At 37.9% G+C, this 12,472-nt stretch carries 13 protein-coding genes; 1 reads left to right on the top strand and 12 read right to left on the bottom strand.

The genetic code is table 11. The annotated features are described in order from the left end of the window. Positions 1–109: 109 nt before the first annotated feature. The 7 genes from NZ923_01635 to NZ923_01605 form a co-directional block, all read right to left on the bottom strand. On the bottom strand, positions 110–880 hold the full coding sequence (locus NZ923_01635; protein MCS7228719.1) for a tetratricopeptide repeat protein: 771 nt from the start codon (positions 878–880) through the stop codon (positions 110–112). A gap of 64 nt (positions 881–944) precedes the next feature. Then, positions 945–2,132, bottom strand: a complete 1,188-nt coding sequence (moeB, locus tag NZ923_01630; GenBank protein ID MCS7228718.1) for a molybdopterin-synthase adenylyltransferase MoeB — start codon at positions 2,130–2,132, stop codon at positions 945–947. A gap of 46 nt (positions 2,133–2,178) precedes the next feature. Further along, positions 2,179–2,457, bottom strand: a complete 279-nt coding sequence (locus tag NZ923_01625) for a MoaD/ThiS family protein (protein ID MCS7228717.1) — start codon at positions 2,455–2,457, stop codon at positions 2,179–2,181. Between the two features lie 8 nt (positions 2,458–2,465). After that, positions 2,466–2,894, bottom strand: coding sequence for a M67 family metallopeptidase (locus NZ923_01620; protein ID MCS7228716.1), 429 nt, complete (start codon positions 2,892–2,894; stop codon positions 2,466–2,468). Next, a complete protein-coding gene (locus NZ923_01615; GenBank protein ID MCS7228715.1) occupies positions 2,875–3,810 on the bottom strand; it encodes a cysteine synthase family protein in 936 nt (311 codons plus the stop codon). Before NZ923_01615 ends, NZ923_01620 begins: the two co-directional genes overlap by 20 nt. A gap of 124 nt (positions 3,811–3,934) precedes the next feature. Beyond that, a complete protein-coding gene (locus NZ923_01610) occupies positions 3,935–5,452 on the bottom strand; it encodes a leucyl aminopeptidase (protein MCS7228714.1) in 1,518 nt (505 codons plus the stop codon). Beyond that, positions 5,449–6,489: a bifunctional oligoribonuclease/PAP phosphatase NrnA gene (locus tag NZ923_01605; protein MCS7228713.1), complete on the bottom strand. Its 1,041-nt coding sequence runs from the start codon at positions 6,487–6,489 to the stop codon at positions 5,449–5,451. The genes NZ923_01610 and NZ923_01605 overlap by 4 nt, the downstream gene beginning before the upstream one ends. 292 nt (positions 6,490–6,781) lie before the next feature. Here NZ923_01605 and NZ923_01600 point away from each other — a divergent pair, with 292 nt between their 5' ends. Continuing rightward, entirely contained in the window at positions 6,782–8,785 is a 2,004-nt protein-coding gene (locus tag NZ923_01600; GenBank protein MCS7228712.1) for a T9SS type A sorting domain-containing protein, read from the top strand. 68 nt (positions 8,786–8,853) lie between these two features. On the opposite strand, the gene NZ923_01595 is transcribed toward NZ923_01600, so the two are convergent. The 5 genes from NZ923_01595 to NZ923_01575 are packed head-to-tail and all read right to left on the bottom strand — an operon-like array spanning position 8,854 to position 12,444. Beyond that, positions 8,854–9,777 (bottom strand): catechol 2,3-dioxygenase, encoded by a 924-nt coding sequence (locus tag NZ923_01595; GenBank protein MCS7228711.1) that lies wholly within the window; start codon positions 9,775–9,777, stop codon positions 8,854–8,856. Between the two features lie 23 nt (positions 9,778–9,800). Beyond that, positions 9,801–10,151, bottom strand: a complete 351-nt coding sequence (locus NZ923_01590) for a 2Fe-2S iron-sulfur cluster-binding protein (protein MCS7228710.1) — start codon at positions 10,149–10,151, stop codon at positions 9,801–9,803. A 51-nt stretch (positions 10,152–10,202) separates the two neighbouring features. After that, positions 10,203–11,072, bottom strand: coding sequence for an alpha/beta fold hydrolase (locus NZ923_01585; protein MCS7228709.1), 870 nt, complete (start codon positions 11,070–11,072; stop codon positions 10,203–10,205). Beyond that, positions 11,050–12,117, bottom strand: a complete 1,068-nt coding sequence (locus tag NZ923_01580) for a 2Fe-2S iron-sulfur cluster-binding protein (GenBank protein MCS7228708.1) — start codon at positions 12,115–12,117, stop codon at positions 11,050–11,052. The genes NZ923_01585 and NZ923_01580 overlap by 23 nt, the downstream gene beginning before the upstream one ends. A 3-nt stretch (positions 12,118–12,120) precedes the next feature. Then, positions 12,121–12,444, bottom strand: coding sequence for a phenol hydroxylase subunit P4 (locus tag NZ923_01575; protein MCS7228707.1), 324 nt, complete (start codon positions 12,442–12,444; stop codon positions 12,121–12,123). Positions 12,445–12,472 lie beyond the last annotated feature (28 nt).

Raw genomic sequence — 12,472 nt, 5'->3', positions numbered from 1 at the left:
TATCAAAAGTTAACATCAGGATTTAATTTTTCACCCCACTTCATTTTCAATAAAAAAGCCCGACCATTGAGGTCGGGCACAACTTAAAAACTTTTCAAAAGTAAAAATTTCACTGTTCCTTCAAGAGATCAAGCTCATATTGAGCATTTCTCGCAAGACGCGGATCTTTTTTCGCTTCAAGAAATGCCTTGCGAGCTTCCTCCACTTGCCCAAGTTTCTTATATGCTATCCCAAGCTCAAAATAAGCGTCTGCGTTCGTAGCTTTCGGATTTATGCTAATTGCTTTCATAGCCGATTCTATCGCCTTGTCATGCTGTGAGAGCTTATTGTAAACAAGCGCAAGCATAACATAAACCTTAGGATAATCTTGTCTGTATGTCGTTGCTTGTGTTAAAAGATTTACTGCATCTTGAAATTTACCCGCCTGAATTAGCATATTTGACTTACCAAGCAACGCTTCAACCATGCCTTTCATCGCTGCGTCAAGCTTCTTGTCATATTGTAACGCTTTGTTATAGTTATCAATAGCATTGTCGTAATCACCCTGAACTAAATAAATTCCAGCGATTGCGTTATAAGCTGGGGCGAAGTCGCTCTTAAGATTTATTGCTTCCTTAAACGCCTTGATTGCTTCCTCATTTTGTCTCAAGGCTTTAAGCGCAAGCCCCTTGTTATAATAAAACCTTGGATCTTGCTGATACTTTAAAGCTTCTTCATACTTTTCAATTGCTGCCCTATAGTTCCCACTCCTTAAAAGTGAATTGCCCTCGTTAAATAATCTTGCCGCTTCAACTTCGGGCTTTACTGAATTCCCACCCTGAGCTAGAATAAATGAAATACCCATAATTAGAAACATTGCGACGGGAAAAATCCTTCTCATATTATCAACCTCCTTAGATTTTCATTGATTCTTTTTGTAATTATAAAACATTTTTTGTTAAAAGTCAATACTTCGGCATGTTCGGTTCAATTTTTTCAATCCAAGCGTCAATCCCACCAGCTAGATTTTTAACCCTGGTAAAACCAAGCTCTCTTAAAAACTGCACAGCTCTTGCGCTTCTTCCACCCATCTTGCAATAAAGCACAATCTCACGAGTTTGATCAAGTTCATTAACTTTTTCAGGTAACTTTGAAAGAGGGATCAACTTGCTTCCGTATATTCTATTAATTTCATACTCATGTGGTTCACGAACATCTATCAAAATTATATCCTCACCATTTTCAAGTTTTGATCTCAATTCTTCAGGTGTTATCTCAAGCCCTGCCTCACGCAAAGCTTGCTCAGGTGTGATTCCGCAGAACGCTTCATAATCAATCAGTTCTTTTATCGTTGGATTTTCACCACAAATTGGGCATTGCGGATTCTTCCTAAGTTTCAACTCTCTAAATTTCATCTTCAGCGCATCAAACAAAAGTAGTTTTCCAATCAACGGTTCTCCAACGCCAAGAATTAACTTTATCGCTTCAAGTGCTTGAATTGTCCCTATAATCCCTGGCAAAACTCCAAGAACACCACCTTCAGCACAACTTGGGACTAATCCTGGAGGAGGTGGCTCCTGATAAAGACAACGATAACATGGGCCCATAACAGAATAAAAAACCGACGCTTGACCTTCAAATCTAAATATACTTCCATAAACATTCGGTTTTTTCAAAATAACACAAGCATCGTTCACAAGATAACGAGTTGGAAAGTTATCCGTCCCATCTATAATTATATCGTAATTCTCAATTATCTCAAATGCGTTCTCGCTTGTAAGTCGCATATTATATGTTTCAATCTCAACATTTGGATTCAACGCCTCAAGTTTTTCCTTAGCTGATTCAAGTTTTGATCTCCCCACATCCTTCGTCGTGTGAATTATCTGTCTTTGAAGATTTGATAGGTCAACGACATCAAAATCAACTATCCCAATTCTACCAACGCCAGCTGCAGTAAGATAGAATGCGAGCGGAGAACCAAGTCCACCTGCACCAACTATTAAAACACTTGAAGATTTTAATCTCTTTTGGCCATCCAACCCAACCTCAGGCATTATAAGATGGCGACCATATCTCAAAAATTCTTCTCGTGTTAATTCTACATCATCTGTTAAATTCATAGATCTTGGATTTAAAATTTGCCCGAACATAGCATATTTCCTCTTTTTTTGAATTCTTCACAAAGGAAATTATTAATTAGCTTCCGCCTGCAATCGCTGGAACTATGCTAACAATGTCTCCTTCTTTTAACTTTGTATTATCACCCTCAAGATACCTTATATCTTCGTCATTGATGTAAATGTTTATAAAATTTCGCAAATTCCCATTCTCAGAAAAAAGATGCCGCTTCAATTGCGGATATCTATTTGCCAAGTTTTCCAATAGTTCTCTAACAGTTTGCCCATCAACTTCAATTGTATCTTTATTATCAGTGTATGGTCTTAACGGGGTTGGGATCATAACTTTCACTGACATTTCAACGCTCAAATTTTATTTTTAATTTCAATTTCCTCAGGATCAAACTCGCTTCTGTCTTCCCTTAGAACCCAACTGTTAACTTCTTTAGATCTCCCATTTTCAACTGAAACAATAATGTAAGATAGGAATGGAAACGCATGCTCCCTATCATATTCAGATGGCTTCGCTGGGTGGTTGGGGTGTGAATGATAGAATCCAATTATATCGTATCCTTTTTCTTTAGCGTACTTTTCAGCTTTAAGATAGTCCTGCGGTTTTATCAGATATCGCCTGTTTCTCTCGGTTTCTTTGGAGTTTTCAATTCTTAAAATTTCAAACACAACTTTTTGAAAAACATCAAACTTTCCAATCAGAACACCGCAACACTCTTCTGGATATGTTTCTTCAGCGTGCGATCTTATCTCCGTAATTATTTCATCTGATATTTCTATCATCGGTATTTACAAAATTTGTTTCTTCCCAAAATTTTTCGCTTAGATATTTGAATCCCGAATCGGGGAAAACCGTGACGATGAGACCCTCCTCAATTTTTTGCGCAAGTTTCAAACACGCTGCCATTACAGCTCCAGAGGAAACTCCAACAAACAAACCTTCAACCTTCGCAAGCAATTTTACCATTTCATATGCTTCTTCAGTTGAAACCTCAATTAATTCATCAACAAGTTCAGGTTCAAAAATTCCAGGCACAATTGCGGTTGGTAAATGCTTTAACCCTTCAATGCCGTGAAGAGGCGAATCAGGTTGGACAGCGATCGTTTTTATTTTTGAATTAAATTCCTTCAATCTTTTAGCGGTGCCGACGAAAGTCCCAGTAGTCCCAAGTCCAGCAACGAAATGAGTTATTTTTCCATTCGTTTGATTTATAATTTCAACTGCCGTCGTCTCATAGTGAGAACGCCAATTTGCATCGTTGTTATATTGGTCTGGATAAAAATAAAGTTCAGGTTCTCTCTCTACGATTTCCTTAACAACTTTCTGTGCTCCATCAGTCCCCTCAAGTGGATCTGTGAAAATTAGCTCAGCTCCGTAAGCTTTGAGAATTTTCTTTCTTTCCAAACTTGCGTTAGAAGGTAGGGCAAGTTTAACTCTATAACCGAGAACAGCGCCTATCATAGCATAAGCAATTCCCGTATTCCCACTTGTTGCATCAATTATAATTTTATCTTTGGTCAAAAGTCCACGCTTTATTCCATCCATTATCATGTAAAGCGCTGGACGGTCTTTAACCGAACCCCCAGGATTGAACCACTCCGCTTTTGCGTAGATTGAGATATTTTTTGAGTATGGGTTTATTTTGTCTATCTTTATTAGCGGAGTATTCCCGATTTTTGATAAAATTGAATTTTGCATCTATGTATAAAAAGCGAGGGTTTTCTTTGTTATGTCTACAATTGCAATCTGAGCTCACTCAAGTAAAACTTCCTTGATTTTTGATTTTTCTCTTTTTCGTTGGCGAATTCTATAATAGAAAACCTTATTTCTTCTTTGATTTGTTCCTGAAAAATTCAACGAGCAATCTAACACCTACTCCAGAACCACCTTTGGGTTGATAATCGTATTCTTTATCAAGCATCGCGGTCCCTGCAATATCAAGATGCACCCAAGGATAATTCCCGACAAACTTTTGCAAAAACTTTGCTGCGGTTATTGCTCCTGCCCATCTTCCACCGGAGTTTTTGACATCTGCTACATCACTTTTTATAAGTTGATCGTATTCATCCCAAGTTGGCATTTGCCATACGCGTTCATATGTCTTTTCTCCAGCTTTTTTAATCTCTTCCATAAGTTTCTCATCGTTTCCAAACATGCCGGTTGCAAAATAACCAAGAGCGACAACGCAAGCGCCTGTTAAAGTTGCAAGGTCAATTATAGCAGCTGGTTTATATCTTTGAGCGTAGCCGAGAGCATCTGCAAGTATAATTCTACCTTCAGCGTCTGTGTTAATAACCTCAATTGTCTTCCCGCTGTATGTTCTTATTATGTCCCCAGGTCTATAAGCAGAACCACCGGGCATATTTTCAGTTGCTGGAACAAGACCGACGAGATTAACAGGTAATTTTAACCTCGCAACTGCCTCCATCGTTGCAATGACTGCAGCTGCACCTGACATATCCATTTTCATCTCTTCCATTCCCTGAGCTGGTTTGATAGATAATCCACCGCTATCAAATGTTATTCCTTTGCCAGCAATTACATATGTCTCTTTGCTTCTCGGATTTCCTTTGTATTCCATGATTATAAATCTCGGTGGTCTTGCGCTTCCAGAATTTACAGCAAGCAATCCACCCATGCCAAGCTTTTCAATCTCAGGCTTTCCAAGAACCTTTACTTTATAACCATATTTTTTTCCAGAATTTATCGCAGCTTGAGCAAGAGTTTCTGGATATATCTCATTTGCAGGGGCATTTGCAAGATCACGAGCCAAATAAACAGCACTACAAACTATATCCGCAACTCTTATACCTTCCCTAATATCTTTTGAATCCTCTTCAGAAAACACAATTACCTCTTTAACTTTATGGCTTTTTTGTTCCTCGTTGGTCAGATATTTATCAAATTTATAAAGTGCCAAAACTGAACCTTCCGCCACGGATTGCGCAATGTAAGAGAGATCCTCGTTGATTTTATCTTTAAGCAATGAATAATCTGGAAATTCTATCGCTATTGTTTCAGATTTCAAACTTTGTGCTTTCTTTGAAGCAACTGCGCAGGAACGACGAATTTTCTCAAGCGTTATCTTTTCTCTTTCGCCAAGTCCAACGATGATCACTCTCTTTGATTTCATATCGGAATTTGTCGGATAAAGAACCACAACCTCTTTCTCCTTCCCTTTGAAATCACCAGCAGAAACCAAAGCATTAAGCTGTCCATTTAGATATTTATCAAGTTTGTTCACGGTTTTTGCCAAAAGATCTTTATCTGAAAATGTCAAGACAATTAAAGAGTCCGCCTTTACCGTGTTTAATTTCCCCTTTGAATATGTCAACTTCATTTTATCACCTCAATTTGTTTTTCAGCAAAATAAATATATTTTTCGGCCTTTTCAATAACTTGTTTTAAAATATCTTCAATGGAAACATTGTAAAGCCGAGCGCCAGCAGCGTTCTTATGTCCATTTCCTCCGAATTCCTTTGCAAGTTCATTTATTGGTATATCACCTTTTGACCTAAAGCTCAACTTCACCCCATCTTTAAGCTCAAGCAAAAAAATCGCTACTTTAATTCCTGTGATACTTAAAATTGTCTGAACAAATCCATCTGTTTCCCACTCCTTGACACTATAATTTTTCAACATCTCTTGAGTTACAACTATATAACCAAGCTGTCCATCATACATTGTTTGCATTTCGGAGAGACACTTGCCAAGAAGTTTCATTCGCCCGAGGGAACTTTGCTCATAAACTTTATCATAAATTTCGGTTGGATCTACCCCAACATCAATCAATTCAGCGACAATGCGATGTGTATCTGAATCGGTTCTCGGAAATCTAAAGGAACCGGTATCCGTCATAATCGCAGTGTAAAGCCCAACTGCAATTGTTTTGTCAATCTTAACCTCATCAAACAATTTTATAAGTTTATATGCGATTTCACCGCTTGCGGGAGAGTTGATGTCAATTAGATAATAATCAGCGAAATTTTGCGTCTCAAGGTGATGATCAATTATAATTTTAACAGCTCTGCTTTGAAGGACATATTTTTCCATCGCTTTTAATCTATGCGACTGATTCATATCGCAAATCAATATCACATCTGCGTTTAAAATTTTTTCAACATGTTCATAATTTTGTTCGTTAAAGACGACGAATTTATTCTCTGGATCAAGGAATTTGTAGTTATCTGGTGTTTCGCTGACATTTATAACCGTTGCTGATTTTCCAAGTTTTTCAAGGAAATGCAGAAACGCCGTTTCACATCCGAGCCCATCTCCATCGGGATTGACATGCGTTGTGATGACGAAATTTTGCGATCTATTTATGACCTCCTTGACTTGCTCAAACTGAAGTTGATTTATATTTAAATGCGCCATGGTTTTCCTGTTTTTGGTTTTAAAACGATTACAAAATTTATATTAAAAAATCAAAACAAGCAAATTATGCTTTTTGCAGGTTAGGGGAAGGGTATTCGTTGCTTTTTGTTAACGAAATTTTAACACGAACTTAATACACACCATTTATTTTATTGCCGAACATATGTTGTTTTGATAGTCAAAGTTTTTACTTTATGTTTGGATATATTAAGTTGCGTAGCGAATTTTAGAACTTTGTTAAAAAACTTTGCTTAAAACCAGCTTTAACCAAAACAAAACTGTGGAGGCAAATATGAAGAAAGTGCTTTTACTTCTTGCATTACTCATAATTGTTTCAAATGTGTGGGGACAAACTACGAGAATATCTACTAAAACTGGAAACTGGAATGATCCTACAGCTTGGAATCCCTCAGGAATCCCAAGTAGTGCTGATTCCGTTGTGATACAAAGTGGACATACAATTACGGTTAATGTAAATGCAATGGCTAAGGCAATAAGACTTTTAGGTGCTGGTTCAGGAACGCGATTAAAGATTAACAATAATGTCACTTTAACTATATATGGCAGTTTAAGTGGTGATGCATCGCCTTCATCGACATTAATTCAAACTGAAGGAACTGGTAAAGTTAGGTTTGAAGGAGATTCAAGAATGCTATTTCTACAATCTTGGGCAGCAAATCCTCAAGGGTGGACACTTGAAATAGCTCTTAACCCAAACGCTGTTGGAACCTCTGCTTCAACAAACATAAAAGCTGGAACTTTGATTATCTCAAGTGGTACACTGCAAATAACTGGTGATGTAAGACCTGATAGCGGAACTTCAGAAACTGGGAAACTTTTTATAAATAGTGGAGCTAAATTAATCGTCGGTGGGAATATAAGAAGAACTGGAACAGCTGGAGCAAAATGCAATTTGGTACAAATTGAAGGCACTCTTGAAATCAGTGGTTCTGAGATATCTGCTAACAATATAGTAGTAAAAAGTGGTGGTGTTCTTATAAGTAAAAGAGCAGAAGGTCATACCATAAATGGTAATCTAACATATGAACCCGGTTCAACGCTTGAATATGCTGCATCTACATCTCAAACGACTGGTGGTGAATTAACTTCAAATGTTTCAAATCTCAAAATTAACAACGCTCAAGGGGTTACTTTAAATTCATCCACTACAGTTGAAAACCTAATCTTTACCAATGGAAAGTTAATTACAACTGCTTCAAGGACAATCAAAGTTACTGGATCTGTCACAGGAGCTGGTGCAGGAAAGTTTGTTGAAGGAAATCTTGTGTATCCTGTTTCATCAACAGGTTCAAAGAAATGGGAAGTCGGGCAAGAAAACGATTATCTGCCTGTCACAATAAACTTTACATCACTTTCTGGCTCCGGTGATGTGACTGTTTCCGCAATTGATAGTGTTTCTCAACAACCAGGCGGACCACTTGGAGATAATAAGGTTTTGAGAAGATGGTTCAGAATTGAAAAAACAGCAGGTATCACAAGTTTTTCCGCAAACATAACATTTTCCTACTCTGACGCAGACCTTGCACGCCAAGGTATAACCGATGAAACCTCACTTCGTGTATTCCAATGGGATGGAACTCAATGGATAGAATTACCAGTGACATCAAGGGATTTGGCTAACAACACTATAACCGTTTCGGGGGTTACATCATTTTCTGATTTCGTAATTTCCTCTACTGCTGATAATCCTTTGCCAGTTACCATCAAACAATTCTTTGCAAAAGTATCTGGAAATGCTGTCAAACTTTTTATTGAAACAGCAACAGAGGCAAATGGATTCAAAGGATTTAACATTTACAAAGGTGAAAGCTTGGATGCGTTTAACCTTGTTGCATCATATGTAAGCAACGACAACTTAAAAGCAAAGGGCTCAAATGCCTTCGGTGCTATCTACGAGTGGGAAGATAAAAATGTCGTCAAAGGCAGGAAATACTACTATAAACTCGGCGCAGTAAACGCAAATGGCGAAGAATTACTTGACAGAGTTGTTGAAGTTAATGTTGAAGTCCCATCTTCATTTGCCTTGCATCAAAATTATCCGAACCCATTCAATCCGACAACAACGATAGAATTTGACATACCAAAGGAGACGAACGCTAAACTTGAGATATTCAATTTAAAAGGTGAAAAAGTTGCGGAATTGATAAATAGAAAATTAGAACCTGGGCGTTACAGCGTTGTGGTTGAGTTCAGGGATATGCCAAGTGGAGTTTATTTCTACAAGTTGACGACGAATGAATTTTCAGATGTTAAGAAGATGGTTTTGATGAAGTGATAAAACAAAAAGCCCACCTCCGCACAATTTTAAGAGTGGATGAAAAAAGCGGGGGTGGGCTTAATTTTTTATGTGTAAACTGTCAAAAATGTTTCAACAAGTTTTCTCTCGTAGTAAAACACACCTTTGCCCATCGTCTCTTCTGTCCAAGTAATTGGTTTCGCTCCGGGGTCAAAAAGATATGCGGTGTATCCTCCGAATGTTTCAATTCTGTTTCCGAATGGATCAAAGAAATAAATTCCGCTTCCTCTCGTAATCCCATGACGACCTGGACCCCAATCAATTTTAACATCATTCATAACCATTATATCTGCTGCACGAAAGATGTCTTGCGCACTTGATATATGAAATGCGAAATGATGCATTCCAGCCTCTCTTCCTGGCACAATCGCAAGGTCATGAGGTTGTTGTCTTGCTTGATACAACCATGCAGCAATTGGTTGTCCTTCACTATTTACAACATATTCTGTTGCTCTGAACTCAAGAACTTCTTCACAAAATCTTATCATCTTCGTCGGATCTGGAGCTGTTATCAATGTATGATCAATTTTCGGTGGATTAATTGCATCAAATTTCAAATCTCTTGGCCACGGGTCTGGGCTTTCTTTCGGAAGCATATTTCCAGGTATCTCAATCTCGTAAAAGATTTCAAAAGTATGGCCAGAAGGCGTTTTAAAGCTTATCGCCTTTCCTCGCTTGTAATCTTCAGGGATAACTTGATATTGAACTTCATATTGTCTTAACTTCCTTTCAAAATAATCAACATCTTCAGGATCAACAGTTCTCCACGCTGCTCTTACCATCCCTGCCGAGTCAGATTCAGTCAATATAACCGAGTAAGCAAGCTGTTCATCCCAAGTTTTCAAATATGCTTTTTTACCAGCTCTTTCAACAAGTTGAAGCCCCAGGACATTTGTATAGAAATCAAGGGCATCGTCAAGGTCAAGGACCCTGACTTCAACATAGCCGAGGCGTGAAATTCTAAACGGCATAGGGCACCTCCGTTTTTTAATTTTTAAAGATTTGTTCTCGTTTTGAAAAGAAAAGAATAAAACTCATCATATCTTACCACTCTCGCGGGCGAACCATCAACTAAACTAATTTGAATATCTTCAAGTGGTATAGCCCTACAAGAAAGACAAAAACCATTTTCTTTCTCTTCATCTGTCAGCATAACTTTTGAAACCCTGCCAAATTCAACTTTACCTTTAACTTTAATTTTGCAAACCCCGCACCCACCTTTCGTGCAACCGTGCGGTAGCTCAATCCCAGCTCTTAATGCAGCATCAAGAATTGTTTCATTTTCACGACAAAGAAATGTTATGTTGTTCGGCAAAAGATGTATTTTAAATTTTCCATTTTGCATATAACTTAACAGATTAAGTTTTCAACCATTGAGCACTTTTTCGGGCGATTTTCACCTCAAGAGAAAATCCTTAACGAGTTTGTTAAATTCATCTTTCTTTTCAATTTGAGTCCAATGTCCGCAATCACCAAATATGTGAAGTTCAGCGTTCGGCAATTTCTCAAAAATTCTTATACTTACCTGATAAGGTATAACTTTATCAAGTTTCCCGTGGATCACAAGCACAGGTGCTTTTATTTCGCCCAATTTATCTTCAACATCCATTTCATCAATGTGTTTTTGATACGGAGGATAAAACATTTTTTCATATGTCTCTTGAAATCCAGGTTGAATTGACGCTTCATACCTCATTTTGATTAGATCATCTCCAACGAGGTCAGAAGAGCTTGATAAAGCTGCGATAACTTTTTTCATATTTTCCAAGCTTGGTTTATAACTCCATACTGTCAAAAGTCCTTCCGTTATCGGGAATTTTACCCCGATGCTCCCCATTATGACAAGTTTTCTTATTCTTTCTGGAATTTCAAGAGCGACCGCAAGGGCAAGGGCTCCCCCCATGGAATTTCCAACGATATTAACCTCCCAAAGGTCAAAGTGTTTTATAAAATCAACAATATGTTTAACTCTGCTTTTATGCGTATACTCAAAATTTTCCGGTCTTTCTGTATAACCAAATCCAACTATATCAGGAGCAAAAACTTCAAAACCGCTTTCAATAAAAAATGGAAGTGTCAATCTCCAATTCGCCCACGCAGAAACACCAGGACCTGAACCGTGAAGAAAGACTATCGGAACTCCAGAGCCCATCCTGTGAAAATGAGTTTTAATTCCACCTATATTTTCAAAATATCCTGCTTCAAGCTTATCAAGTTCAATCATTTGAGGCGAACGATCATTTTTATATTCTTGATACAATGCCAACTTTTGAACCTCCTGTTATTCTATCTTTTTCGTTGAAAAATTTTTCAACATAAATATCTTCTGCGAACAATCTTCCGCGCATCAATGTTTTCACGCACGCATCAACCATCGGTGGCGGTCCGGAAATGTATGCCTTAAAGCCCGCAAATTTTTGAAATTTTCTCTCAAGAACCTCATGGACGAATCCAAGCTCACCATCCCATTCGTCTTCCTCCAACTTCTCGGATAAAGCGGGTATGTAATGAAAATTCTTGTTTTGCCTTTCAATTTCCCAAAAGATGTCTTGATCATAAAGATCACGCGTTGATCTGACACCGTGGAAAAGATACATTTCTTGTTTCAATCCACTTTCAATTGCGTCAAGGATCATAGCTTTTATTGGCGCAAGCCCTGTCCCACCAGCGAGGAAAAGTATCGGGTTTTCAAATTTTTTTCTTAACACAAATCTTCCAAATGGACCTGCAAATTTAACTGTATCACCTTCTTTCAATTCTTCAAAAACATATTTAGAGCCGATACCACCGGGGACTTTCTTTATTTGAAGTTCAATCATTGAGTTGCCATCAGCAACTGGTCTTGAAGCAATTGAATATGCACGATTTTGACCTGTCCCCGGGATATCAAGTTGAATGTATTGTCCAGCGAGATAGAAGATTTTGTCGTTGATAATTTCAATTATGAGTTTTCGTGTATCGCGCGCGCAGTCATAAATTTTAACAACTTTGCCTGTAAAATCTTTTACAGGATAAAATTCAATTCCCTCTTCAATTTCAACATCCGCTTCTATTATAAGATCGCTTTTGGGTTTTGCGGTGCAAATCAAAGCATATCCTTCCTCCCTTTCAAAATCCATCAATGCGAAATTTGAAGCAAGTCCGAAATCAAACTCACCTTCAACGATTCTTGATTTGCATGTCCCGCAAGTCCCGTGAGTACAAGCATGCGGAATCCATACTCCATTTCTCAGACATGCGTCAAGTATAGTTTGATTTTCATCGCAGGTTACTTCAACACCGAGCGGTTCAATTTTGACTTTGTATTTCATAACTTAAGCCGGCTTAAATTTGACTATTGATTTATGTCTTAAACCAAGCTCCGAAAGTGTTTTTTCATCATCGGGCTTAAACTCGCTATCAAAATGATACCACTTCCATTCTTTAACTTTCTTAAAATCAGGATCAAGTCCGTAAAGTTGCCCGAAAATTTGCCCGACGAAATCTTTCCATTTCATATTTTTCGGAACTCTCCATGCAGAAGCAGAGCAGAAAAATGGATTATCAAGCCAATATGCGTAAACGATTATGTCATCGCCGAAAACCTCTGCTCTATCACGAGCAGGAAACTTGTAATTATAAAGAGCTTTAACAGCCATTTTAAACCTCCATTTGTTTTTTATTTTC

Source organism: Candidatus Kryptonium sp., assembly GCA_025060635.1.
Taxonomy (GTDB): Bacteria; Bacteroidota; Ignavibacteria; order Kryptoniales; family Kryptoniaceae; genus Kryptonium.
The sequence above is the reverse complement of the archived record's forward strand: the minus strand, read 5'-3'. Positions and strand labels throughout refer to the sequence as shown.

Excerpts from the sequence above, each read along its gene's own strand:
- NZ923_01635 (MCS7228719.1), bottom strand. The coding sequence starts at position 880 with ATGAGAAGGATTTTTCCCGTCGCAATGTTTCTAATTATGGGTATTTCA.
- moeB (MCS7228718.1), bottom strand. The coding sequence starts at position 2,132 with ATGTTCGGGCAAATTTTAAATCCAAGATCTATGAATTTAACAGATGAT.
- NZ923_01625 (MCS7228717.1), bottom strand. The coding sequence starts at position 2,457 with ATGTCAGTGAAAGTTATGATCCCAACCCCGTTAAGACCATACACTGAT.
- NZ923_01620 (MCS7228716.1), bottom strand. The coding sequence starts at position 2,894 with ATGATAGAAATATCAGATGAAATAATTACGGAGATAAGATCGCACGCT.
- NZ923_01615 (MCS7228715.1), bottom strand. The coding sequence starts at position 3,810 with ATGCAAAATTCAATTTTATCAAAAATCGGGAATACTCCGCTAATAAAG.
- NZ923_01610 (MCS7228714.1), bottom strand. The coding sequence starts at position 5,452 with ATGAAGTTGACATATTCAAAGGGGAAATTAAACACGGTAAAGGCGGAC.
- NZ923_01605 (MCS7228713.1), bottom strand. The coding sequence starts at position 6,489 with ATGGCGCATTTAAATATAAATCAACTTCAGTTTGAGCAAGTCAAGGAG.
- NZ923_01600 (MCS7228712.1), top strand. The coding sequence starts at position 6,782 with ATGAAGAAAGTGCTTTTACTTCTTGCATTACTCATAATTGTTTCAAAT.
- NZ923_01595 (MCS7228711.1), bottom strand. The coding sequence starts at position 9,777 with ATGCCGTTTAGAATTTCACGCCTCGGCTATGTTGAAGTCAGGGTCCTT.
- NZ923_01590 (MCS7228710.1), bottom strand. The coding sequence starts at position 10,151 with ATGCAAAATGGAAAATTTAAAATACATCTTTTGCCGAACAACATAACA.
- NZ923_01580 (MCS7228708.1), bottom strand. The coding sequence starts at position 12,117 with ATGAAATACAAAGTCAAAATTGAACCGCTCGGTGTTGAAGTAACCTGC.
- NZ923_01575 (MCS7228707.1), bottom strand. The coding sequence starts at position 12,444 with ATGGCTGTTAAAGCTCTTTATAATTACAAGTTTCCTGCTCGTGATAGA.